Origin of the sequence: Streptomyces sp. NBC_00029, assembly GCF_045160505.1 — a bacterium.
GTDB lineage: Bacteria > Actinomycetota > Actinomycetes > Streptomycetales > Streptomycetaceae > Streptomyces.
Window position 1 is genome coordinate 785,669 of record NZ_CP108292.1, and the last position, 20,673, is coordinate 806,341.

At 67.8% G+C, this 20,673-nt stretch carries 21 protein-coding genes and 7 pseudogenes; 10 read left to right on the plus strand and 18 right to left on the minus strand.

Features of this window, described 5'->3' with window-relative positions:
• Nucleotides 1–34: 34 nt before the first annotated feature.
• From OG753_RS03875 to OG753_RS03885, 3 genes are all read right to left on the minus strand, one after another.
• Nucleotides 35–852, minus strand: a protein-coding gene (locus OG753_RS03875) for an IS5 family transposase (protein WP_405787056.1) whose coding sequence is annotated in 2 segments (ribosomal slippage) — nucleotides 35–510 and nucleotides 510–852 — 819 coding nt in all. Because the reading frame shifts where the segments join, the coding sequence is not laid out codon by codon here.
• Between the two features lie 50 nt (nucleotides 853–902).
• A protein-coding gene (locus tag OG753_RS03880) for an IS5 family transposase (RefSeq protein ID WP_405787056.1) occupies nucleotides 903–1,720 on the minus strand; the annotation gives its coding sequence in 2 pieces (ribosomal slippage) (nucleotides 903–1,378 and nucleotides 1,378–1,720; 819 coding nt in all).
• Nucleotides 1,721–1,770: 50 nt separating this feature from the next.
• Nucleotides 1,771–2,570 (minus strand): IS5 family transposase gene (locus OG753_RS03885; RefSeq protein ID WP_405792496.1). Its coding sequence is split into 2 segments (ribosomal slippage): nucleotides 1,771–2,222 and nucleotides 2,222–2,570, totalling 801 coding nucleotides; the frame shifts between segments, so codons are not numbered across the junction.
• An 89-nt stretch (nucleotides 2,571–2,659) separates the two neighbouring features.
• Here OG753_RS03885 and OG753_RS03890 point away from each other — a divergent pair.
• Nucleotides 2,660–3,477, plus strand: a protein-coding gene (locus OG753_RS03890; protein WP_405787056.1) for an IS5 family transposase whose coding sequence is annotated in 2 segments (ribosomal slippage) — nucleotides 2,660–3,002 and nucleotides 3,002–3,477 — 819 coding nt in all. Because the reading frame shifts where the segments join, the coding sequence is not laid out codon by codon here.
• A 368-nt stretch (nucleotides 3,478–3,845) separates the two neighbouring features.
• Here OG753_RS03890 and OG753_RS03895 read toward each other — a convergent pair.
• Nucleotides 3,846–4,328 (minus strand): DUF4265 domain-containing protein, encoded by a 483-nt coding sequence (locus OG753_RS03895; RefSeq protein WP_405787149.1) that lies wholly within the window; start codon nucleotides 4,326–4,328, stop codon nucleotides 3,846–3,848.
• Between the two features lie 128 nt (nucleotides 4,329–4,456).
• On the opposite strand from OG753_RS03895, the pseudogene OG753_RS03900 reads away from it, so the two are divergent.
• Nucleotides 4,457–4,686, plus strand: a pseudogene (locus OG753_RS03900) (IS5/IS1182 family transposase); the annotation flags it as partial.
• A gap of 13 nt (nucleotides 4,687–4,699) precedes the next feature.
• On the opposite strand, the gene OG753_RS03905 reads toward OG753_RS03900, so the two are convergent.
• Complete coding sequence (locus tag OG753_RS03905; RefSeq protein WP_405787150.1) at nucleotides 4,700–4,984, minus strand: hypothetical protein; 285 nt, start codon at nucleotides 4,982–4,984, stop codon at nucleotides 4,700–4,702.
• Between the two features lie 3 nt (nucleotides 4,985–4,987).
• Entirely contained in the window at nucleotides 4,988–5,251 is a 264-nt protein-coding gene (locus tag OG753_RS03910; protein WP_405787151.1) for an SMI1/KNR4 family protein, read from the minus strand.
• Between the two features lie 158 nt (nucleotides 5,252–5,409).
• On the opposite strand from OG753_RS03910, the gene OG753_RS03915 reads away from it, so the two are divergent.
• A complete protein-coding gene (locus tag OG753_RS03915; protein ID WP_405787152.1) occupies nucleotides 5,410–5,784 on the plus strand; it encodes a hypothetical protein in 375 nt (124 codons plus the stop codon).
• Here the strand turns inward: OG753_RS03915 and OG753_RS03920 are convergent.
• Nucleotides 5,774–6,490 (minus strand): annotated as a pseudogene (locus OG753_RS03920) (transposase). The gene OG753_RS03915 and the pseudogene OG753_RS03920 overlap by 11 nt on opposite strands.
• 282 nt (nucleotides 6,491–6,772) lie before the next feature.
• Between OG753_RS03920 and OG753_RS03925 the strand changes: the two are divergent.
• Nucleotides 6,773–7,399, plus strand: coding sequence for a nucleotidyltransferase family protein (locus OG753_RS03925; RefSeq protein ID WP_405787154.1), 627 nt, complete (start codon nucleotides 6,773–6,775; stop codon nucleotides 7,397–7,399).
• Here OG753_RS03925 and OG753_RS03930 read toward each other — a convergent pair.
• Nucleotides 7,391–7,582 (minus strand): annotated as a pseudogene (locus tag OG753_RS03930) (hypothetical protein); the annotation flags it as partial. The gene OG753_RS03925 and the pseudogene OG753_RS03930 sit on opposite strands and share 9 nt — an antisense overlap.
• Before the next feature lie 150 nt (nucleotides 7,583–7,732).
• On the opposite strand from OG753_RS03930, the gene OG753_RS03935 reads away from it, so the two are divergent.
• Nucleotides 7,733–8,410: a histone-like nucleoid-structuring protein Lsr2 gene (locus OG753_RS03935; RefSeq protein WP_405787155.1), complete on the plus strand. Its 678-nt coding sequence runs from the start codon at nucleotides 7,733–7,735 to the stop codon at nucleotides 8,408–8,410.
• Between the two features lie 377 nt (nucleotides 8,411–8,787).
• Here the strand turns inward: OG753_RS03935 and OG753_RS03940 are convergent.
• From OG753_RS03940 to OG753_RS03950, 3 genes and pseudogenes are all read right to left on the minus strand, one after another.
• Nucleotides 8,788–9,075 (minus strand): annotated as a pseudogene (locus tag OG753_RS03940) (hypothetical protein); the annotation flags it as partial.
• Nucleotides 9,076–9,087: 12 nt separating this feature from the next.
• Nucleotides 9,088–9,387 carry an RNase A-like domain-containing protein gene (locus OG753_RS03945; protein ID WP_053176088.1) on the minus strand — a complete coding sequence of 100 codons (300 nt, stop codon included), beginning with the start codon at nucleotides 9,385–9,387 and terminating at the stop codon, nucleotides 9,088–9,090.
• A 24-nt stretch (nucleotides 9,388–9,411) separates the two neighbouring features.
• Nucleotides 9,412–9,984, minus strand: coding sequence for a hypothetical protein (locus OG753_RS03950; RefSeq protein WP_405787156.1), 573 nt, complete (start codon nucleotides 9,982–9,984; stop codon nucleotides 9,412–9,414).
• A gap of 340 nt (nucleotides 9,985–10,324) precedes the next feature.
• Between OG753_RS03950 and OG753_RS03955 the strand changes: the two are divergent.
• The 5 genes and pseudogenes from OG753_RS03955 to OG753_RS03975 form a co-directional block, all read left to right on the plus strand.
• Nucleotides 10,325–10,447 (plus strand): annotated as a pseudogene (locus OG753_RS03955) (hypothetical protein); the annotation flags it as partial.
• Nucleotides 10,448–10,820: 373 nt separating this feature from the next.
• Nucleotides 10,821–11,960 (plus strand): S8 family serine peptidase, encoded by a 1,140-nt coding sequence (locus OG753_RS03960; protein WP_405787157.1) that lies wholly within the window; start codon nucleotides 10,821–10,823, stop codon nucleotides 11,958–11,960.
• A gap of 608 nt (nucleotides 11,961–12,568) precedes the next feature.
• Nucleotides 12,569–12,820, plus strand: a complete 252-nt coding sequence (locus tag OG753_RS03965; RefSeq protein WP_405787159.1) for a hypothetical protein — start codon at nucleotides 12,569–12,571, stop codon at nucleotides 12,818–12,820.
• Between the two features lie 344 nt (nucleotides 12,821–13,164).
• Nucleotides 13,165–14,691, plus strand: a pseudogene (locus OG753_RS03970) (ISKra4 family transposase).
• Between the two features lie 48 nt (nucleotides 14,692–14,739).
• The gene (locus tag OG753_RS03975; protein WP_405787161.1) at nucleotides 14,740–15,114 is read left to right on the plus strand and encodes a VOC family protein; all 375 of its coding nucleotides are present in this window, start codon (nucleotides 14,740–14,742) and stop codon (nucleotides 15,112–15,114) included.
• A 601-nt stretch (nucleotides 15,115–15,715) separates the two neighbouring features.
• Here OG753_RS03975 and OG753_RS03980 read toward each other — a convergent pair.
• The 7 genes and pseudogenes from OG753_RS03980 to OG753_RS04010 all read right to left on the minus strand — a co-directional run bounded on the left by OG753_RS03980 (nucleotide 15,716) and on the right by OG753_RS04010 (nucleotide 20,648).
• Nucleotides 15,716–16,750, minus strand: coding sequence for a transcriptional regulator (locus OG753_RS03980; protein WP_405792987.1), 1,035 nt, complete (start codon nucleotides 16,748–16,750; stop codon nucleotides 15,716–15,718).
• Between the two features lie 3 nt (nucleotides 16,751–16,753).
• Nucleotides 16,754–17,035, minus strand: a pseudogene (locus tag OG753_RS03985) (helix-turn-helix domain-containing protein); the annotation flags it as partial.
• Nucleotides 17,036–17,080: 45 nt separating this feature from the next.
• Nucleotides 17,081–17,224 (minus strand): hypothetical protein, encoded by a 144-nt coding sequence (locus OG753_RS03990; protein WP_405787163.1) that lies wholly within the window; start codon nucleotides 17,222–17,224, stop codon nucleotides 17,081–17,083.
• A gap of 235 nt (nucleotides 17,225–17,459) precedes the next feature.
• Nucleotides 17,460–18,095 carry a pyridoxamine 5'-phosphate oxidase family protein gene (locus OG753_RS03995; RefSeq protein ID WP_405787165.1) on the minus strand — a complete coding sequence of 212 codons (636 nt, stop codon included), beginning with the start codon at nucleotides 18,093–18,095 and terminating at the stop codon, nucleotides 17,460–17,462.
• Nucleotides 18,092–18,832, minus strand: coding sequence for an SDR family NAD(P)-dependent oxidoreductase (locus OG753_RS04000; protein WP_405787167.1), 741 nt, complete (start codon nucleotides 18,830–18,832; stop codon nucleotides 18,092–18,094). The genes OG753_RS03995 and OG753_RS04000 overlap by 4 nt, the downstream gene beginning before the upstream one ends.
• Nucleotides 18,829–19,866: a Gfo/Idh/MocA family protein gene (locus tag OG753_RS04005; protein ID WP_405787168.1), complete on the minus strand. Its 1,038-nt coding sequence runs from the start codon at nucleotides 19,864–19,866 to the stop codon at nucleotides 18,829–18,831. Before OG753_RS04005 ends, OG753_RS04000 begins: the two co-directional genes overlap by 4 nt.
• The gene (locus OG753_RS04010; RefSeq protein WP_405787169.1) at nucleotides 19,866–20,648 is read right to left on the minus strand and encodes a hypothetical protein; all 783 of its coding nucleotides are present in this window, start codon (nucleotides 20,646–20,648) and stop codon (nucleotides 19,866–19,868) included. Before OG753_RS04010 ends, OG753_RS04005 begins: the two co-directional genes overlap by 1 nt.
• Nucleotides 20,649–20,673 lie beyond the last annotated feature (25 nt).

Here is a 20,673-nt window from a genome sequence, read left to right on the forward strand (position 1 = left end):
CGTGCTTCGGCTCACCGGGCAATTAGACCGTGTCCTATGTGGTGAGGCGGACGAGTCGCTTGTAGCAGCACAGGGCTGCCGCGAGGCCGAGAAAGGCCAGGTAGTTGCGGGGATGGCGTTCGTAGCGGTGGTTGAGTCTGCGGTAGCCGGTCAGCCAGGACATGGTCCGCTCGATCACCCACCTGCGTCGCCCAAGTCGCTCTGATGACTCGATGCCTTTGCGGGCGATACGGACGCCGATCCGCTTGCCGCGTAGCCATTTCCGCAGTTCAGGTATGTCGTAGGCCTTGTCGGCGTGGAGGCGCTGGGGTTTGAAGTGGCGTCCGCGGTGGGGGTCGTGTCTCGTTTGGTGACCGAGCACCATGGGCTTCAGCGCTTGGCTGTCGTGGGTGTTGGCGGCCGAGAGACCGACGAGGAGGGGCAGTCCTGCCGCGTCCGACAGGACGTGCATCTTGGAACCCGGCTTGCCCCTGTCCACGGGGCTCGGACCTGTGAGTTCGCCCCCTTTTTAGCCCTGACGTGGGCGGAGTCGAGGACCGCGCGGGAGAGGTCGAGCAGGCCGGCGTCGTCGAGCCGGTGCAGGATCTCCTCGTGCAGCCGGCCCCAGACTCCGGCCCTCGACCAGATCAGGAACCGGCGGTGGGCTGTCGACTTCGATATCCCGAAGCAGGGTGGCAGAGCCCGCCAGGCGCACCCGCTGACCAGCACATAGATGATCGCGGCGAACAGCGTCTCATCAGGCGTGTCCTGCGTCCCGCCGCCCTGCGGCCGCACTCTCGACGGTGGGATCAGCGGCTCCGCGATCTCCCACAGCCCGTCCGGAACAATCCAACTCCAAGTACCCCGCCCCATACCGACGTCAACGACGCCTCACCACATAGGACACGGTCTTAGACCGTGTCCTATGTGGTGAGGCGGACGAGTCGCTTGTAGCAGCACAGGGCTGCCGCGAGGCCGAGAAAGGCCAGGTAGTTGCGGGGATGGCGTTCGTAGCGGTGGTTGAGTCTGCGGTAGCCGGTCAGCCAGGACATGGTCCGCTCGATCACCCACCTGCGTCGCCCAAGTCGCTCTGATGACTCGATGCCTTTGCGGGCGATACGGACGCCGATCCGCTTGCCGCGTAGCCATTTCCGCAGTTCAGGTATGTCGTAGGCCTTGTCGGCGTGGAGGCGCTGGGGTTTGAAGTGGCGTCCGCGGTGGGGGTCGTGTCTCGTTTGGTGACCGAGCACCATGGGCTTCAGCGCTTGGCTGTCGTGGGTGTTGGCGGCCGAGAGACCGACGAGGAGGGGCAGTCCTGCCGCGTCCGACAGGACGTGCATCTTGGAACCCGGCTTGCCCCTGTCCACGGGGCTCGGACCTGTGAGTTCGCCCCCTTTTTAGCCCTGACGTGGGCGGAGTCGAGGACCGCGCGGGAGAGGTCGAGCAGGCCGGCGTCGTCGAGCCGGTGCAGGATCTCCTCGTGCAGCCGGCCCCAGACTCCGGCCCTCGACCAGATCAGGAACCGGCGGTGGGCTGTCGACTTCGATATCCCGAAGCAGGGTGGCAGAGCCCGCCAGGCGCACCCGCTGACCAGCACATAGATGATCGCGGCGAACAGCGTCTCATCAGGCGTGTCCTGCGTCCCGCCGCCCTGCGGCCGCACTCTCGACGGTGGGATCAGCGGCTCCGCGATCTCCCACAGCCCGTCCGGAACAATCCAACTCCAAGTACCCCGCCCCATACCGACGTCAACGACGCCTCACCACATAGGACACGGTCTTAGACGTCATCTCATTTGGCCAGCCTTCGGAAGCAGATGAGGGTGCAGGCGATGCTGGTGAAGGCGAGGAAGTGTTCGGCTTTGCGTTCGTAGCGGCGGTGGAGTCGGCGGCAGCCGGCAAGCCAGGCCATGGTGCGTTCGATGGTCCAGCGGTGACGTCCCAGTCGCTGCGAGGACTCGATGCCTCTGCGGGCTATGCGGTGCTTGATGCCGCGCTGACGTAACCATTTTCGCAGGTGGGTGTAGTCGTATCCCTTGTCGGCGTGGAGCTTGCCGGGCTTGCGCCGTCGGCGTCCGCGGCGTGAACGGATGGGCGGTATGCCGCGGACGAGGGGCTCGAGGGCCTGACTGTCGTGCAGGTTCGCCCCTGAGATTCCGACGGACAGGGGTAGACCGGTCCGCTCCGTGATCAAGTGGATCTTCGACCCGTACTTGCCCCTGTCGACAGGATTCGGACCTGTCAGGTCCCCCTTTTCAGGGCCCTCATGTTGACGGAGTCGATAGCGCAGCGGGACCAGTCCAGCTCGCCCCGGGCGCCGAGCTCATCGAGGACCAAGCGGTGGAGCTTGGCCCACACTCGAGCCTTGCTCCACTCGGTAAACCGTCGGTGAGCTGTCGCTCCCGACGGTCCGAACGACGCCGCGGGCAGCTGCTGCCAGGTACAACCCGAGGTCGCGACGAACACGATCGCCGCCAGTACCTCCCGGTCGCCGTGCCGGCGTCGGCCACCGCCCTGCGGCCGCGACGGCGCCTCCGGCACCACCCGCTGGAACAGTGCCCACAACTCATCCGGCACAAGCCGCTCAACAATCCCCGCCACGACCGACAGCCTACCCAACCACCCAAATGAGATGGCCTCTTAGACCGTGTCCTATGTGGTGAGGCGTCGTTGACGTCGGTATGGGGCGGGGTACTTGGAGTTGGATTGTTCCGGACGGGCTGTGGGAGATCGCGGAGCCGCTGATCCCACCGTCGAGAGTGCGGCCGCAGGGCGGCGGGACGCAGGACACGCCTGATGAGACGCTGTTCGCCGCGATCATCTATGTGCTGGTCAGCGGGTGCGCCTGGCGGGCTCTGCCACCCTGCTTCGGGATATCGAAGTCGACAGCCCACCGCCGGTTCCTGATCTGGTCGAGGGCCGGAGTCTGGGGCCGGCTGCACGAGGAGATCCTGCACCGGCTCGACGACGCCGGCCTGCTCGACCTCTCCCGCGCGGTCCTCGACTCCGCCCACGTCAGGGCTAAAAAGGGGGCGAACTCACAGGTCCGAGCCCCGTGGACAGGGGCAAGCCGGGTTCCAAGATGCACGTCCTGTCGGACGCGGCAGGACTGCCCCTCCTCGTCGGTCTCTCGGCCGCCAACACCCACGACAGCCAAGCGCTGAAGCCCATGGTGCTCGGTCACCAAACGAGACACGACCCCCACCGCGGACGCCACTTCAAACCCCAGCGCCTCCACGCCGACAAGGCCTACGACATACCTGAACTGCGGAAATGGCTACGCGGCAAGCGGATCGGCGTCCGTATCGCCCGCAAAGGCATCGAGTCATCAGAGCGACTTGGGCGACGCAGGTGGGTGATCGAGCGGACCATGTCCTGGCTGACCGGCTACCGCAGACTCAACCACCGCTACGAACGCCATCCCCGCAACTACCTGGCCTTTCTCGGCCTCGCGGCAGCCCTGTGCTGCTACAAGCGACTCGTCCGCCTCACCACATAGGACACGGTCTTAATGCTCGCCATCCAAGGCTCCGAATTCAGAAGCTGATATCCAGGTAGTCGATGTCGCTGATTTCTACCTTCGACAGTCCCATAGCGCGGGCCCCGTGTCTTCTGGGATCAAGCCGGAGAAGAAGACTCTTTGGACGTCGCTCAAGCGAGGCTTGAACACCGCGAAGGACTGGACCATTGCCCACCGCGGGATCCTCGCCACGGTCGGGGCGACCATCACCTGCCTCGTACCAGGCCTCGGATGGGCAGTGTGTGCGGCGGTGACAGTCGGTGCACTGGTCGTGCGTACGGACCAACGGGCGTCCGAAGGCGGCGGCTGGGGTGAAACATGGAAGGAGAACGCCTTCGACGCGACCTTCACCGCCATGGCATGGCGTCAGCCCACTCCCAGAAGGCCCGGCCTTCGGACACCTCGCGTTGCATGATGTTGAACAGCGTCGAAGGATTCGCCTCAGGGGGGATGTCGACGGCGACGTGGCGGTCACCGTTCCACTCGCTCAGCAGACCTGTGGCATCGATTTCGGTCCGAATCCGATCTATCGTTTCCGTCAACTGCTTCGGGTCTGGGGCGGGCATGAGAAGCATCCGCAGGACACGATGGGAAGAGGGACCCACGACCTCCCCGACCTGGTCGTTCGCTGACAGGCGCACACGGTCGCCGAGAGCAAGTCCGTACGTTTGGAACGGGATGCAGGCGATAGAGAAAGTGCCGTCGTTGAGGGGCTTCAGCCACAGCTGTTCCACCTGACCGTCCAGCCCGAACGGCGCCAGGTCGGCTTGGGCGATGTAGTTGCTCTGGGCCCGACCAACCGGTTCGTCATGGACGATGAACTTGGTCATGGCATGCCCTCTCGATCACTCTTCGCCGCCATGATGCCGTGGCCGTATGACCACGTCGTCAGCGGGGTCTCCACAAGCGACCTCAGGCCGCTTCACGGAACTCCGGCCAGAGCCAAAATTCGGGATCGGCATCAATCCCGCAGCCCGCCGACCAGGCCGTGAACCGCAAGCGCCTCGGCCGGTTCGGCGCCGCCCGCCAGCCTTCGACCGTGAGGCTTGCAAGCAGCGGAACACCGTTGAGCGGTGCATCAACAAGCTCAAGCAGTGGCGTGGCCTGGCCACTCGCTACGACAAGAACGCCACCATCTACCTCGCCGGACCCCACCTCGCCGCCATCTTCATCTGGTCAGCAAGGTGACCGAATATGCGGCCTATCGTTCGCTCCGCCAGTTGACGAAGGACACCTCGTCCTGCAGGGAGATACTGATCTTCCCCTTTCGAAACACCGCATCACTCAGGAGCCGATGAAGGAACTCGGCCATGCCGAGAGGGTGCAACTGCATCTCGGGGTTGGTGTGTCGTCCGCAGATCAGGACCGGCCATCGATCCGGGTCGTCGTCCGTGGTCACCCAGCAGTAGATGTCCGCGCCCGACGTCACGGCCCAGGCCACGATGGACTCGGGGTCCACGTCGAAGTCGGCGCCGTCCCGGCACATCTCTCAGGTCTCGCGGGCGTTCTCCGTCTCGTCCCGCAAGCCCGGGCCGTCCCTGTAGGGGTATCCCTCGGCCCGCAGCGACGGCAGCAGGATGCTGATTCCGTCGCTGATCGCCCCCGACCCGTACACCTCCATGAAGCGGACGTAGTCCGAGGGGAACCGGGTCCCCCAGGCTGCCTCGACCTCGTCCCAGTCGACCTGCTCGTCGACCCCGACAGTCACCGGCATGAGCTCGGCAAGTGCCGCCACCGCTTCCGTCCCGCGCATGTCCCTACCCTTCGTCCCGCCACCCGCACTGCGCGGCGCTCGCCTCCAGGGCCCAACCTACGAGGACGGGCTCTGCAGCGAATCTCCAGGGCCCCGTCTCCGGAGCCCTGCAGGATCCGAAAGAGACGGCCTAAAGGTTGTCCCGTAACTAGGGCCTGGTGTCTCGCGGCATACTGGCGCTCGTTGATGACCTTGTTCGACTGTGGGTGGGGGCGTTCGTGCTTGAGTTGCGGTGTGAGGCGGTCCGCTGGTCGGACGATGAGCCGTGGCCCGGGGTGGTCGAGGTTCAGTTCACAGACGCGGCGGGGCGGCGCTGGTCGCTGTTCGACAAGGCTCCGATCTTTGCAGCGATGGGCGAGCTCGGCCCGGATACGTCGTATCCGGTTGAGGTCAGCGTCGCCTGCGCGGTCGCCGAGGGTGATCGCCTGGCGGGAGACGACGAGGTCGTCGCTATCTCCACCTCGCCGCACGGTGTCACCACGCCGGACGGACACGAGGAGTTCACGGTGCGGCGGGACCAGCTCATCCGCTGAGCGCGAGGTTGTGGAGCCGTGCGACGCCCATCATCGCGTGGTGCACGCCGGCTCCGCGCAGGCGGCAGTCGCGCAGGACCTTCCAGTTCTTCATGCGTGAGAAGACGTGCTCGACCCTGGCCCGGGCCCTTCGGTGGACGGCGTTGTCGGCTTCCTGCTCGGGCGTGAGGTGGTCCTGCCCACGACGGCGCCGGTGCGGGATCAGGGCGCCGGTTCCCTGGTAACCGCCGTCCGCCAGGACCGGTGCGTCCCGGCAAGCCAGGTCGACGCCCGACTCTGTGAAAGCCCGGCAGTCGTTGTGGTTGCCAGGCAGGGGCAGGCCGACAGCAACCACCAACCGGCTGTTGGCGTCGATTACCACCTGGTGGTTGGTGGAATAGCGGTAGTTCTTGCTGGAAGCAGCGATCGTCCTGTCCCGGGTGGGCACCAGGTGCCGTCTACGATCAGCACAGTGTCCTGCCGCGGCCGCCGCGCAGGCGAGATCGCCAGCAGCGGTGCAAGGTGGTCCAGTACCCGGTCCGCAGCGCAGCGCGACCTGCCGCGACGTCAGGTTCGTCCGCCAGTACGTGGCCACCAGCAGCACCCGATCCTCCAAGCAGAGCCGCCACGGCCGGCCACGCTGGACGTCACCGCCACGACGGCGGACCAGCGCGACCAGCTTGCGGAACTGCGACTCGCTCAACCCCGAGAACGGCTCGATCCACATCGGATCGCTTGCCGAGATCACCCACCCATGGCGTGACCAACGTGGAAGCGGGGCGGCGGTTACGGGACAGCCTTTAGCCGTACCAACCGCTTCGTGACCGACGACGGCTTCGGCCGCGGAGCGTGGGTTACCCGCTGCTGGAGTCTGCGCAACGCCGCAACCAACGACTCGCAGCTCGCCGAGATCAGCTACTAACTGATCGTTTCTGAATCAGGTCCTTCGGGAGGGCCTCCCACAAGGGGCTGCGGGCGTTTTAGGCCCGTCACGTGGTAGGCATGGCCAATGATTGGTCGCCTCCCGCTCGACGAGCAGCTTGCCGCCCTGAAGTCTGCGCTGGCCCGTAACGAGGTACTGATGGAGGTGCTGAACCGCACGGCAGAACTGGGTTTGCCCAATTGGTACGTGACGGCGGGTTGCCTGTTCCAGACCGTCTGGAACGTGGTCACGGACAGGCATCCAACCAGCGGGATCAAGGACTACGACGTCTTCTACTTTGACGACCGTGACTTGTCATGGGAGGCGGAGGACGCGGTGATCAAGGCCGCCGGCGAAGTGTTCGTAGCGCTACCGGCGGAGGTAGAGGTCCGCAACGAGGCTCGCGTCCACCTCTGGTACGAGCAGAAGTTCGGCGTCGCGTGCGCTCCTCATGCGTCTACGGAGGCGGCCATCGACAGCTTCGCGGCGACCACCTGCTGCCTGGGTGTGCGCCTGGAGCCGGGCGGCCAGTGGCGCGTCTATGCGCCGCACGGGCTTTCCGACGTGTTCAACCTCGTCGTGCGCCCCAACCCGGTGCTTGCCCCGCGCGAGGTGTACGAGGCCAAGGCGGATCGCTGGCAACAGCAGTGGCCCGAGCTGACCGTTCTCACCTGGCCATCGGCCCCTGTCGTCCCAGCCACCTCTTCATCCTGAGGCGTGCAGCCGACGCAGGCAGACGATGCTGCACGCAAGCTGGAGCAGGCCGAGATGGAGGGCGGCACGGCGTTCGTAGCAGTTGCAGACGCTTTAAGTGGTGAAGCCAGGCGAAGGTGCGCCCGGCCTTGCCGCCGCCGCCCGGCGCTCGACGACCCAGCGCACGTTGCCGAGTCCGGAACCGAGGGATTCAAAGTCAGTCTCGACAGCGCCAAGCACAAAACTTGACCAGCTCGACGGCCAGGCAAAGCGATCTCAGCAAGCCATCGACCTCCGCATCCCCTTCAAAAACCCCGACCACGCAAATCAACAGCTCCGCCGACAAGGAAGCCCGTGAGCGACCTCAACGCCCTGACCCGCCTCTGCCCACCGCCACAGCCCCCGCCGGCCCCCATCGATTGGGGCCGTGTCGAAGCTGAGCTCGGCATGCGCCTGCCCGAGGACTACAAGCAGCTTGCGTCCGCCTACGGACCGGGCTCATACGGCGGCGACCACATCAGCATCTACCACCCTCATGGGGTGACGCTGTATGTGAACCTGACCGGACCGATGCCGTCCCGGATCCGTGAACACCTGCAGCGCGACTACGATCAAGGCACATATCCCGTCGCGTACGACCCACAGCAGCTGTTCGCCATTGGCGGGACCGAAAGCGGACAGAAGCTGTTCTGGATTACCGAACCAGGAAATGCACCCGCCGCCTGGCGCATCGCGGTCAGCGAAGACAAGGGCCCCCGCTGGTTCACCTACGACGGAACCCTCACCGCCTTCCTGGTAGCCGTTCTCAGCGGTCAACTGGACATTCCGCCGTTCCCCAACCTTCGCGGACTTGCCGCCGACTTCACGCCTGCCGTGGCGCCTCCGTTCGAAGTCGGGGATCCTCCCATGAGAGAGCCGGTCAACACGGACGACATCCGGGACTGGGCCCGTGCCAACGGCTTCCAAGTCCCCCCGCGCGGCCGCATCCCCCGGGAGGTCCGCGAGGCATGGGAACAAGCCCACCCCGCCTGAGCTTGTCCCACTTCCTGACCTGCTGACGAAAAGAATGGCACCTCACCTACCGCGGCGGCTCCCGGCGGGGCCTCGCCATGCCACGTGCAGGCCGTCAGTGGTGAGGCACCGACTTCGTTACGGCGGAGTTCAGAAGGCGCCGGAGGGCGTCGGAGTACTGGCCCGGTAAATGGTGAGGCGACCATGCGCCTCGATAGCAGCAACGTGGCAGTCCTCCAGGCCGTCACGGCAACGAAGGCGGAGCGTGTCGGGGCGCCGTGGATGGCGTTGGAGGAACTCGCCGCGCAGAAGGCCTTGGACTACCTCGAAGCTCACAAGGTCGCGGCACGCGCGCTGCGACAACTCCAGAACAAGAGCCACCAATCGGAGCCGAGCTGGACGAGCCATGCCTGGATCTCGGAGTCTGATAGGCCGATGTCCGGGACCGGGTAGAACTCGCCGAGCCGCTGACGCAGCCGACCGGGCGGGTTGTTGGCGTAAGCGCGCAGTTGCTGCTCCGCGACGGACAGAGCCCAGGGGCGGGTGTGCCAGGTGTGCCGCAAGTAGGCCCGGAGGGCGAGGCTGGGCCGGTCGGGTTCGTCGGCGGCGGGCTGACCGAGGTAGGCGCTGATCACCTGGTCCAGCTCGCCGTAGCGGCGGTCGAAGTCGATGGGCTTCATGGACATCGGGTGTGGCCTCTACAGGTAGATCGGGACGGTGGTGTGTACGACGAAGCCGTGAGGTGCGCCGGGCTCGCGCCGGAGCACCACCCGCGCGGCCCGTACGTCCACAGGCCCGCGCCCGGCGAAGGCCATGGCCTGGAGCAGGACACGGCCGACCGGATCGGGACGGGAAGGCCAGGCCGCTTCGAGGGTGATCCGGAGGCGGGTGCCCTGGGCGAGCCAGCGGTGGATGGCCTGCTCGTTACGGGTGATGACCTCCTGGGTGGCCCATTGGGCGGTTTCCCGGTCGGGGTAGGTGGCGGTTCGCGTCAGCATGGATTCCCAGTTCGGTGGATCTGATCAGGTGGGGTCGAAGTACCAGATCATCGCGACTTCGGCGTCGTTGACGGCAATCAGACCGGCATCCCAGCCGTAGCGGCTGAACGGATCCGTCAGGCGGACGGGCTGCTCGTAAAAGTCCGGGTTTTCGGTCTTCCACCCCACATTGGAGTAGAAGCGTGTGCCGTGGAGGAAGCGCGAGAGGATCAGACGCGCTCGGCGTTCCATTTCGGGCCGGTCACGTCCGAAATCAGCCGCCTTGGCCACCTCCAGGCCGGGAATGCCGAGCAGGACGACCAGCGACTGGACCGAGCTCCGGGGAAGCTCGGTCACTCGCTGCCGGAAGCGGACCACGTCTTCGGGTGTGGTCGGGGCCTCGGCGAAGGGGAACAGCGGATCGTCCCGTCGTTCGTCCTCGTCCTCGTCCGGATCGAGCGATCGCCATCCGCGTGGGTCGGAAGTCTGACCGCGCATGATCGCGGCGGCGTCGAGCCACCACTCCTCGTGCTCCCGGCGGACAACGGATACGGAGGTATAGCTGTATTTGTAGAGCTCGAGCGCGTCTGCCCACGCCTCCGCGGTGAGTTCAGTCATCATTCACTCCACTACTCAGGTGACGATGTGTGGACGACGAAAGGCGGATTCAGGTTCGGGTCGTACTGAAGGCGCGTTCGCACACCTTTGGCATCCTCAACGGGCATCGGCACGTTGCTCACACCCCGAGAGGTCCGTCCGGTCACTGCGTCTCCGGTGAGCGGGCCTTCCAACAGTATCGATGGCACGACGATGGACAGTGCACGTTTGACCAGGCGCCGGAGAGGCCGGCGGCCGCCGGGTGCGACGACACCTTATCCATGGCTGCGATGCGCAACAGCAAGGGCCGATTTCCATCCGTAGATTTTCAGCTGATGAATGGCTGGACATGGAACAACCCATGACTGCACGTCATCGGCGTCGGACCGGCGAAGCGTTCGCAGCGCTACCGGCGGAGGTAGAGGTCCGCAACGAGGCTCGCGTCCACCTCTGGTACGAGCAGAAGTTCGGCGTCGCGTGCGCTCCTCATGCCTCCACGGAGGCGCCCATCGACAGCTTCGCGGTGACCACCTGCTGCCTGGTGTGCGCCTGGAGCCGGGCGGCCACCTCCAGCAGGAGCCGCCCGTGCGCGGCCATCGCGGTCAGGAACTCGGCGGCTCGGTTGATCCGGGAGTAGGACGCGCGGACCCGGCCGAGGAACCCGCCGCGCAGCCGCTCGTGGCGTCGGGCCGGGTGCCGTACCTCACAGTCGCTGGAGTCTACGGAAGGTCAGGCACTGTCCTGGCTGAACAGTGTGATGGGGTGGGTCCGCGCGAGATTGCAGCGCGCATTGACACCGAGGGGCAAAAATGCGGGGCAATATACGCCGACATGGGTCGTGGCGGAGAGCGGCGGCCGTGATCGTCGCAGCGTGGACGATCAGCGCGGGCACGGTGATGCCGGCGGCCGCCGATACCGACCCGCGGGGCTACCTCACGAAGATGAAAGCCCAGGAGATGTGGAAGGTGGCAGACGGCACCGGCATCACGGTGGCCGTCATCGACAGCGGCGTCAAGGATGTCCCAGGGCTGGAGGGGCGAGTCCTCCCAGGGGTTTCGTTCATGGAGCCGCCGCTCGAACACCCGGACAAGCCGTACCCGCCGCACGACGATTTCGACGGGCACGGGACCACCATGACCGCAGCGATCGTTGGCGACGGCTCATCAGGTGGCCCGCAGCGCCTCGCTCCCGGCGCCAAGGTCATACCCATCCGCACCAGCGTCGGCACGCCCATGGCTTTCGCCACGGGCGGCGAAGCCGCCAAGGGAGTTCGGTACGCGGCCGACAACGGAGCCAGAATCATCAACCTGTCCATCGGCGACTGGTATTCGCTGGACAAGATCCGGCCGGCTGTCCAGTACGCCCAGAGCAAGGGCCTGCTCGTCTTCGTCGCCATGGGAAACAACGAGGAGGAGGGCAACAACGCCACCAACCCCATCGCCATGCTGACGGGAGTCCTCGGCGTAGGGGCCGTGGACGAAAACGGTTCCCCCATGCCGTTGTCCTCCTACGGGCAGGACACGGACCTGTCCGCCATGGGCGGGAAGATCCTGCGCCGCTGCAAGGACAACACCGCCTGGTGCGTGGGAGACGGAGGTACCTCGTACGCCACCGCTCTGGCCTCCGCCTCCGCCGCGCTCGTCTGGTCGGCTCACCCCGACTGGACCGCAAACCAGGTGGCCCGGGTCCTCATCCAGACCGCCGGCGCCCCCGTCGACGGCTCCAAGCGCACCGACAGGGTCGGCTACGGAGTCGTACGCCCCCGCATAGCACTGCTCGATCGCGCGGGAGACCCGGGGGCGCCCGACGTCGACCCCCTGGCCGCCCCGGCCCCGGTGAAGGCCCCCACCCCCAGCGCCGACCAGACTGCGGCGCCACGCGCGGAAACCGCGGCTGCGAAATCCGGCTTCTCCTGGCAGTGGCCGGCACTCGGCGCCGTCGTCGCCGTAAGCCTCGGTGTAGGCATCACGGTGCTCATCAAGCGCCGTCGCCGCTGACCCGGGGCTCGCCCGCCCCGGTCGGCGATGTGAGCAACAGTCGGTGAGTTCCCCTCTCGTGCGCTCCCGCCTCCGACCAGGTGGGTCGGCCGGGAGGTGTCAGGCGGGAGCCGGGCCGCGGCGGACGCCGAGGAGCGTCCCGTCCCGTCCCTCCCCCGCACACCGACGGCCTTCAGCTTCCCCAGCGCCTCGTTGACCCGCTCTGCTCCAGACCGAGCCGGGCGGCAATCTCGCCAGGAGACTGCTGCCCGTCCGGCTGGAGGTGAGCCACATCGCTACCGCGCGCTCGGCGCTTCCGATGCCGGCGCTCAACAGCGTGCCGCGCAGCTCGGCGGACACCGCCACGTGCGCGGAGCCCGGCCAGGCTGCCTGGGAAGGCACGTCGCGCAGACCTGAGTCTCCAGCTCGTTGAGGAGAGGGAGAGCTGAGACGAGGTCCGCGCATTGCTCCGGCAGGCACAGGCGGTCATCTCGGCGCACAGCCCGGCGAGGGGGTCGAAGCCAGGGGGTGTGGCTCCTTTCCGGGGACAGTTGAGCTTGGGTTTTAGTGATCCGGGTGTGAGCGGGGTGGTGTCGTCTCTACCGTGCCGGTAGAGGAGGCGGCGCCGGATGGGCTCGTTGATCGGGGAACTGGAAGAGCGACAGGCGGCGGTGCGGTCCCGGGTGGCCGAACTCGAGCAGGAGGTCGCCGCGTTGACCGTGCGGCTTGAAGCGGAGCGGGAACGGCTGGAGCGGTTGACGGTGACGTGGGAGACGCTGGAGGAACTCGCGGCCGAGGGAGTGGCCGTCGGCGCGGTCGCGCTGCGGTCGGTGGAGGTCGAGCCGGTTGGCGGGGCCGGGTGGTCGGAGTGCAGACCGTGACCGCCTGGCGTGAGGGGATGACCAGCGCGGGTCTCCCGCCGGTCTACCGCCACATCGTGGACGTGATCGACGACGCGCCCGAGCCGGTGCGCAGGCGAAGCAGATCGTTCCTCGGATCGGTCTGCCCGCGCAAACGTCGAAGATCGAGGGAACCCGGTCGAAGCTGAAGCGTCTGGTTGAGCGGGGCTGGCTGGACGAGGAGACGCCGGGTCTGTCCACCGCGTCGGCCCGCCGGACGGCGGCTCGCTCGACTTGATGAGCCAACTGCCGGTGATGAAGGGGGCTCTTCTTCCTACTGTCGTAGGTGCCAACCAGAACGACCGTCCGGAAGACGAGCCCCTGTGATGGAACGCTACGACACCGACGATGTCCCTGACCCGTTTGCCTGCTCGATGGAGGCGGTGAAGTCGCTGGCAGTACGGCTGGCGGCACCCGAGACGGCCGCCTTGGACCATGCCGCCGTGGAACATCTGCTCGAGACGGACGGCCGGGAAATCCTGCGCCGTTTCTTCCAGGACTACCTCGACCTGCGTGCCTGGCGTGAGGAACAGACCTCGCCCGACCACGAGGTTCTCGGCGCGGACGGCGAGATACGCCCGTACCGCGAGACGGGGCATGAACGGCAGCTGACCTGCCTGTTCGGCAAAGTCACGGTGGCGCGGTGCGCCTGGCGCAGCCGGGGAAGGGCGAACGCGCACCCCGCGGACGCACAGCTGTCGCTGCCGCGCGGCCGGCACAGCCATGGGATCAAGCGTCTCGCGGTCCGTGAGGCGGTGCGTGGTTCGTATCAGCAGGCCGTCGCGGCGGTCACGGACCGGTGCGGGAACGTAGTGGGCAAGCGCCGGGCCGAGAGCCTGGTCGTCGAGGCCGCCGTCGACATCGACGCTTTCTACCACCACAAGATCGCGACTCTGTGCCGGCGGACATGCCGCTGGTCATCCAGGTCGACGGGAAGGGGGTGGTGATGCGGCCCGAAGCGTTGCGTGAGGCTACCCGCCGAGCCGCGGAGGCCAGGAAACGGCAAGGCCGGCAGGCCCGGCTGGCTCCGGGCGAGAAGCCGAACCGGAAGCGGATGGCGACGATCGCATGTGTCCACGACACCGCCCCCGCCGTGCGCCGTGCGCCGTCCGCACGACATCGTCCACCCGCCCGGCGGCCGCACCGGCCTGCGACCGGTCAGGCCCGGCCCGAAAGCCGTCAACCGGTGGTGCACCGCCTCCCTGATCCACGATCCCGCCGACGTGATCGCCGAAGCGTTCGACCAGGCCGACGACCGCGACCCGGGCCGCTTGCGGCCCTGGCTCGTCCTCGTCGACGGCGCCCGCCACCAACTCGACCTCATCGAAACCGAGGCACGGCACCGCAACGTGAAGATCCACATCCTGATCGACTTCATTCATGTCGCCGAGTACGTCTGGACGGCGGCCCATGCCTTCCACCCCGTCGGCAGCATCGCCGCCGAGACCTTCGCCACCGAGACGCTCACCGCGATCCTGCACGGACACGCCGACCGCGTCGCGCACGAGATGACCACCCGGGCCGGGAAAGTCCAGCTCACCGGCACGAAACGCAACAGCGTCGACACCTGCGTGCGCTACCTGACCGGCCACCTCGACCAGCTCCGCTACGACATCGCTCTGAAGAAGGGCTGGCCGATCGCAACCGGCTCGGTCGAAGGAGCCTGCAGGCACTTGATCGGCGACCGCCTCGACATCACCGGAGCCCGCTGGGGCCTCGCCGGCGCCGAAGCCGTCCTCAAACTCCGCGCCGTCCACGCCAACGGCGACCTCGACGCCTACCTCGCCTACCACCACACCCGCGAGCACCAGCGCACCTACCCCGACCAGCACCACTACCAACTCGGCGCCTGATCAACAACCCTCCCTTGAAAGAAGCCGCACCCAAGTAGGTTCACCGAGTTGGCCGTTGACTGCCGCGATCCGGAGAGGCTCGCGGCCTTCTGGTGCGAGGTCCTGGGCTTCAAGGTGATCGACCGGAGCGAGGGCAAGGTCGAGATCGGCTCCTGGGTGCCGACCGTCGAGGATGTTCGGGCCCGCCAGATGCCGCCCACCTTGCTGTTCATCCAGGTACCCGAGAGCAAGACCGTGAAGAACCGGCTTCATTCCGACGTCAGCCCGATCGACGGCAGCACCGAGGACGAGGGGACCAGACTGCTCGGCCTCGGCGCCACAAAGACGGATGTGGGCCAGGGCTCAGACCGAAACTGGGTGGTCATGGCAGACCCTGAGGGCAACGAGTTCGACGTCCTACGCACCCTGGCACCGCAGAACTAGGCCGCGAGCGGGCACCCGCACCCCGTCACACACCGCAACCGTCACGTTGCCGAGAAGGACCTCAGTGGCCCTGAGCGGGGCCGGCGGGCGAGCCGGCAGCACATGAGCACGGCGCAGGCACGGACCGCGCGGCGCGAGGCGCATCAGCCGGCCGAGCGTGCGCTCGACGACTCACCGCCTGGGCAACCGCCCTCGTAGCCCCGGGCCGAGGCCGGGACCGAGGCAGCGGCCCGCACTGACTGTGCATCGGTGATCCCGTCGGACGGCGTCGATCAGCTGCCGATGCGAGCAGCCCTCCGGCATGCCGCCCCGGACCTCGGCCCACCCCGCGTTCGTACGGGCAGAACCGCGCCGCCGGCGTCATGTACGCCACCCGCGAGTGCGCCCGGGCCCAAGCCCGATGCGGACTCCGCCCCCGGAGGACCGCCGCGGCCTCGCGGATCCGGTCCACGCGGGCGGCCACTGGCGGGAACCGGCCAGGGGCCCTGCCTCCGTCAGGGATCACCGGCTGAGTGGTGGCGGCCACTCAGCCGGCCAGTGGTCGACGCGCGTAGCTATTGCGGATGGGACACAGATACACGCATGCGGCGGGCTCCCGCCCTCACTGCGCGCCCTCGGCGACCGTGCGCCAGACTTCCGCCGCCAGGTCCGGCATGTTGGCGGATTGCACCTGCGCCGCAAGGGCCTTGAGCTCGTCGAACGCGTCGGGATCGCCGGCTCGTATGGCCAGCAGGCCCTTGAGGACGTCGAGGCGGATCTGGTCCCGGTACAAGAGGAGGCTGCGGCCCTCGGCCCCTGCCGTGACGAATGCCTGGGCCTGGTCCAGCCGTCCCTGGTGGAAGGCCAGCTTCGCCTGGAGGAAGAGCATCTCCTGCTGGTGACGGGCCGTTCCGATGAGCTCCAGGGCGGGCTCGGCACTGGCCAGGTAGGACTCGGCCGCGTCCAGCTGGGGAGGCGTCGCCTGGAGCGAGAGGGACGCGGCGGCGAGGCGCAGCCGGATCCACAGCATCAGGTCGTCCCGGCTGTCGATGGCGGGAAGGGCCCGGGCGAGGTGTTCGGCGGCGCGGACGTGGTTGCCCTGCCGGGTGCTCACCGTCGCCGCCGTCCAGAACGCCTCGGCGGCGAGCGGGCCCGAGACGGCGGGGAGCGAGCCACAGACCTTCTCGCTGAGCCGGGCGGCCTCCGCGAGGTCACCCAGTTCGGCCTCGGCCGAAACGAGCAGGAGCTCGCTGCGCAGCAGGTCCGTGACGGAAATACGCAGGTTGTGCCGCTCGCTGAGGGCGATGGCTTCCCGCACGGCCTGACGCGCGGCCTTGACGTCACCGAGGTTGCGGGCGCAGCGGGCCAGCCGGATGCGGGCTCGGAACTGGAGGGCCGGGCGACCGAGTTCCTCGCTCAGGGCGCCGAGCTGGTCGAGCGCGGTACGCTCTTCCGCGAAGTCGCCCAGGACCTCGTGGACCTGGGCGAGTTGGGTGAGGGCGTGCCAGCGGGTCATGGAGTCGGCGTCACCGGCGGCCTTCAGCGCATCGGCCAGAAGCTTGCCGGTCTCGGCGTCCAGTTCGCGTTCGGGTATGGCACTGACGGCGGCGACGATGTCGATCAGGCTGTCCTCGGGACGGTCCTCAAACGCGTCCACGGAGACATCGAGGCGCCGCGTGAGATAGAGGACGGCCCGTTCGGTGGGTCGTCGGTCTCCGGATTCCAGCCGCGAGAGATAGGCCGCGGACATTCCCGGGCCGGTGAGGTCGACCTGGGAGACGCCTTGGCGTTGTCTCAGTTGACGTAGTCGCTTGCCGAATCCTGGCTGCTCAAACAAATTCCACCTCTGTGTGGAATACACCTGCGGACCCCGTGGACTGAAATGCCCATGCGGGGGTGAGTCATGGGACTCACCCCCGCATGGTTTCACGTCGCACGACACCCAGGCAACTATTGACAAGGATTCGGCAACAGTGCACTCGAAACGTTACGGCCAATCGATCAGCACGGTCGCCGTGTCCGCGAGGGAGCCGGCCGACTCCACGGGGGAGGAAGAGGCCCCTCCGCCGACGAGGGTGACCGAGAAGGCGAAAGCGATCAGCCCACCGAGGGCGACCTTGACAATCTTCATGAAATCTCCTTGCCGTCACGTACAGACGGTCGTTCGACATGCAGTGACTCACGGGAGCCAGCACTTTCCGGCCCAATGGGCACGAAAAAAAGATAGATCAAGTCAACAATCTTGGCAATGCTTGACTTGTGCAGTCAATTTTCGACATGCACTAGGCGGAGCACCGTGCCAGTACGAGCGCGAGCACAGTCCGCCCGACCACCACGGGCGCCCATCTGCCGGGACTCGTGCCCCCTCATGAAGAGAGCGGCCCTTCCGCAGCCGTCGCCTCGCTCGGCCGCTTGTGCGTCCGGGCCGGCGCCGCAGCCGGCCGCTTGGCGAGCGGCGGGTTCGCGCGATGGCGTTCGATCGCCCCGGTGTCCCACAGGCCGCCGAAGCGGCTGGAGCGGCCGCAGTGGTAGTAGGCCTCGGTGACGCGTACCAGGGAGCCCCATAGCAGGCGCTCCCGCTCGCCCTCGTCGAGCGGGAGCTCACCCCAGCGCGGATCGGACCGGGTGAGCGGCTCCGCCAAGCCGTTGACGCGGGCGCTCTCGGGCATCCCCGGGATGAGGAAGAGCATCCCGATGCCCGGGTTCTCCTCGAGGTTGCGCAGGGTCTGCAGCAGCCGGTTGCCGGATTCCTCCGGCACGAACAGCGTCTGCTCGTCCAGGACCCGGACGAATCCGGGGGCGCCGCCGCGTGGTGAGGCGTCACAGCATCCCCGCCCGTCGGTACTTGCCAGGACCACGAAGGGCGACAGCTCGATGAACCGGCGGAGCCAGTCGTGCAGGACCGGCGACAGCTTGCCGCTGACCCGCTGGAGCGGATCGCCCCACTGTTCCGTCAGCTCCGCGCGGACCGAGACGGGCGCGGGTGCTCCGGAGACGTTCACGGCACCATCAGCGCTCCCCCGTTGACTCCTAGGGTCTGGCCGGTCACATATCCGCCCAGGTCCCCGGCGAAATACGCGACGGCGTGGGCCACCTCCTCGGGCAGGGCCACCCGGCCGAGCGGGATCTTGGCCCCCTTGGCGGCGAACCCCGCTTCGTCCAGGCCGGGTTGGGTGGTGCGCGTGATCCCGGGCGCGACGGTGTTGACCGTGATCCCGTGTCCGGCCAGGGCCCGGGCGAGCGACTTGGACAGGGCCACCAGGCCGGCCTTGCTCGCCGCGTAGTGGGCGCCCGCGGGGGATCCGGTGAAGGCCGCGCTGGAGGACACGTTCACGATCCGGCCTCCGCCCCGCTCGATCATGAGCGCGGCGGCCTCCTGAGCGCAGAAGAAGGCGCCCTTGAGGTTGGTGTCCAGAACCAGGTCCCAGGCCTCCTCGTCGATGTCGAGCGGATGGGCGCGGGGGAACACCCCGGCGTTGTTGACGAGGATGTCCAGCCCGCCGAACCGGTCGGCGGCCGTTCGGAACATGGCGGTCACCTGCCGCCGGTCGCGGACATCCGCCTCAACGGCGAAGCAGCCCCCGGGCAGTTCCCCGCTGCCAGGACCGCCGCCCGGGTGGTTGACCGCCACCCGGGCGCCGAGCCCGGCCAGGGTCCGGGCGACGGCCAGGCCGATGCCGCCGGAGCCGCCCGTGACCAGGGCCGTACGCCCTTCCAGAGAGCCGGAGAGCGCCGTCACGGCCGACCTCCCATCTGGCGCTGGGCCTCGTCGAGCACCCGGTAGACCTCCAGGCACGACGCGAGCGTGGATCCGCCGGGACCGCCTTCCAGCACGGCCGTGTGGAACGCCTCCAGCGCGGGCGCGTAGCCGGTGCGGCCGTATCCTCCGCGGCGGATGGGCCACTCGTACCGGAGGGTTTCCTTCCCGTCGAGCGCGCCCGTTCCGGACGCGTCGGCGGGCAGCGCGAGGGTGAGGGTGCCGAGCTGGTCGAGCACCCCGACCGCCGACCGGTCCGTCACTAGCTCGCAGCGGTACTCGAGGCGGTTGGAGTAGTTCCCGACGAGCAGGGCGGCATGGCGGCCGTCCGTGTAGTCCAGCCAGATCCGGACCGCGTACCGGTCGCCACCGATGTCCGTGCGCCGGGCGGTGACCGCGTCGGGCCGGCCGAGCTCGCGCAGGGCGAGATCGACCAGGTGCGTACCGAGGCCCTGCAGCAGGCTCTCCATCACCGTGGTGCACCCCCACACAGGGGTGGTGGGCTTGGCGGAGAGCATCCGCAGGTCGAGCGAGCGCAGGCTGCCGTGGCCGCCGAGCGTCCCGCGAAGCTTTCGGTAGGGCTGCGCATGGGGGAAGTTGAAACCGACGAACGCCACGGTGCCCGCGGGCGCGCCGCGCTCGGCGGCGACCAGCTGCTCCAGCGTCGCGGTGTCCGGGGCCGGGGGCTTCTCCACGAACACGCTGACCCCGGCGGCCAGTGCCCGCCCCACGACCTCGGCGTGCAGCTCCGGAGAGCCCGTGACGACGAGGGCGTCGATCTCGGCCCGGCCCTCGCCTTCGATCAGATCGGTCCAGTCGGCGGTCCACAGGGGTGCGCCCCACCGGGCGGCGGCGGCCGCTGCGGCCTCGGGCCTGCGCGCCGCCACCGCCGTCAGCCGGGCGCCCTCCAGGCAGGACAGGGCGGGCAGCAGGTTCTCCTGCGCGTGGGTGCCGGGGCCGACGATTCCGTAGCGCAGCACCGCCCGCCCGGTACCGGCCTGTAGGAGGGCAGCCACTAGATCAGCCCCAGCTCTTCCAGCTTCACGCACCAGAAGCGGTACTTCTCCAGGGTCATCTGGCGCTCGGCACGACGCTCGGAGGACTCGCGGTCCTCACCGACGCGCCAGAACATCGTCCCGACCTCGGCCGACTCCGGTTCCACCTCGGACAGTTCGCCAGGGGTGACGGCCGTCTCCTGGAGCGAGCGGACGGCTTCCTCACGTCCCCGGGCCTCCTTGAACATCACCGGGGCGCGGTCCTTGACGGGGTTGCCGCGCAGCACGAGCGAGATGGTGCCCAGCTCGGTGAACGGGGTCGAGTGCAGCGCGTTGTGGTGGATGGTGAAGCACTCGCCGGCTCGGTCCTCGTGCAGCAGCACGGGGTGCACGTCGTCGGGGAGGGTGTTCTCGTCGAAGCCGCCCCGGGCGAAGTAGTTGCGGTGCAGGTAGGTGCCGCGCAGGACGAGGTTGGTGAACGAGAAGCGGTGGTTGTGGGCGAGCTGCTGCTGGTGGTCGGTGGACATCCGGAGCCTGATGCGCAGTCCCTTCTCCACGTCGTCCCACAGCACGATCTTGTCCTCGACCACGTCCTCCTCGCACTTGGCCCACAGGTACGGGTCGTGCTCGACTGCGAGCAGCAGCCTGCGGAACAGCGCCTTGTCCTCGGCGAAGTCACGGATGAGCTGCTGGGTCAGGGCAGCGGCGGCGGGCAGGTCTTCCCAGTCGATGGGCCCGACGTTCTCGAACAGGTCGACGCGGGTGTTGTTGACGTGTACCCGGTCTGCCGTCTCGATGCTCATGGGTGGTTCTCTCTCTTCGGGGTGC

Excerpts from the sequence above, each read along its gene's own strand:
- OG753_RS03895 (WP_405787149.1), bottom strand. The coding sequence starts at position 4,328 with ATGACCAAGTTCATCGTCCATGACGAACCGGTTGGTCGGGCCCAGAGC.
- OG753_RS03905 (WP_405787150.1), bottom strand. The coding sequence starts at position 4,984 with ATGTGCCGGGACGGCGCCGACTTCGACGTGGACCCCGAGTCCATCGTG.
- OG753_RS03910 (WP_405787151.1), bottom strand. The coding sequence starts at position 5,251 with ATGCGCGGGACGGAAGCGGTGGCGGCACTTGCCGAGCTCATGCCGGTG.
- OG753_RS03925 (WP_405787154.1), top strand. The coding sequence starts at position 6,773 with ATGATTGGTCGCCTCCCGCTCGACGAGCAGCTTGCCGCCCTGAAGTCT.
- OG753_RS03945 (WP_053176088.1), bottom strand. The coding sequence starts at position 9,387 with ATGCTGACGCGAACCGCCACCTACCCCGACCGGGAAACCGCCCAATGG.
- OG753_RS03950 (WP_405787156.1), bottom strand. The coding sequence starts at position 9,984 with ATGACTGAACTCACCGCGGAGGCGTGGGCAGACGCGCTCGAGCTCTAC.
- OG753_RS03965 (WP_405787159.1), top strand. The coding sequence starts at position 12,569 with ATGGGCTCGTTGATCGGGGAACTGGAAGAGCGACAGGCGGCGGTGCGG.
- OG753_RS03990 (WP_405787163.1), bottom strand. The coding sequence starts at position 17,224 with ATGAAGATTGTCAAGGTCGCCCTCGGTGGGCTGATCGCTTTCGCCTTC.
- OG753_RS04010 (WP_405787169.1), bottom strand. The coding sequence starts at position 20,648 with ATGAGCATCGAGACGGCAGACCGGGTACACGTCAACAACACCCGCGTC.